At 33.8% G+C, this 204-nt stretch carries 1 pseudogene; it reads left to right on the top strand.

What is annotated here, in order from left to right:
* Nucleotides 1-204, top strand: a pseudogene (locus tag KJQ99_RS11585) (2,3-bisphosphoglycerate-independent phosphoglycerate mutase); the annotation flags it as partial.

Genomic DNA, 204 nt, shown 5'->3' with positions numbered 1-204 from the left:
AAAAATAATTTAAGGCAATTTCACACAGCAGAAACAGAAAAATATGCCCATGTTAGCTTTTTCTTTAATGGCGGGGGAGAGAAAGAATTTCTTAATGAAAAGCGTGTATTAATCCCAAGCCCAAAAGTAAAAAGCTATGATGAATTACCGCAAATGAGTGCTTATTTAGTGTGTGATGAAGTAATTAAGGCTATGAATGATGGT

It is taken from the genome of Campylobacter sp. 2018MI13 (assembly GCF_018501135.1).
GTDB lineage: Bacteria > Campylobacterota > Campylobacteria > Campylobacterales > Campylobacteraceae > Campylobacter_E.
The sequence above is the reverse complement of the archived record's forward strand: the minus strand, read 5'-3'. Positions and strand labels throughout refer to the sequence as shown.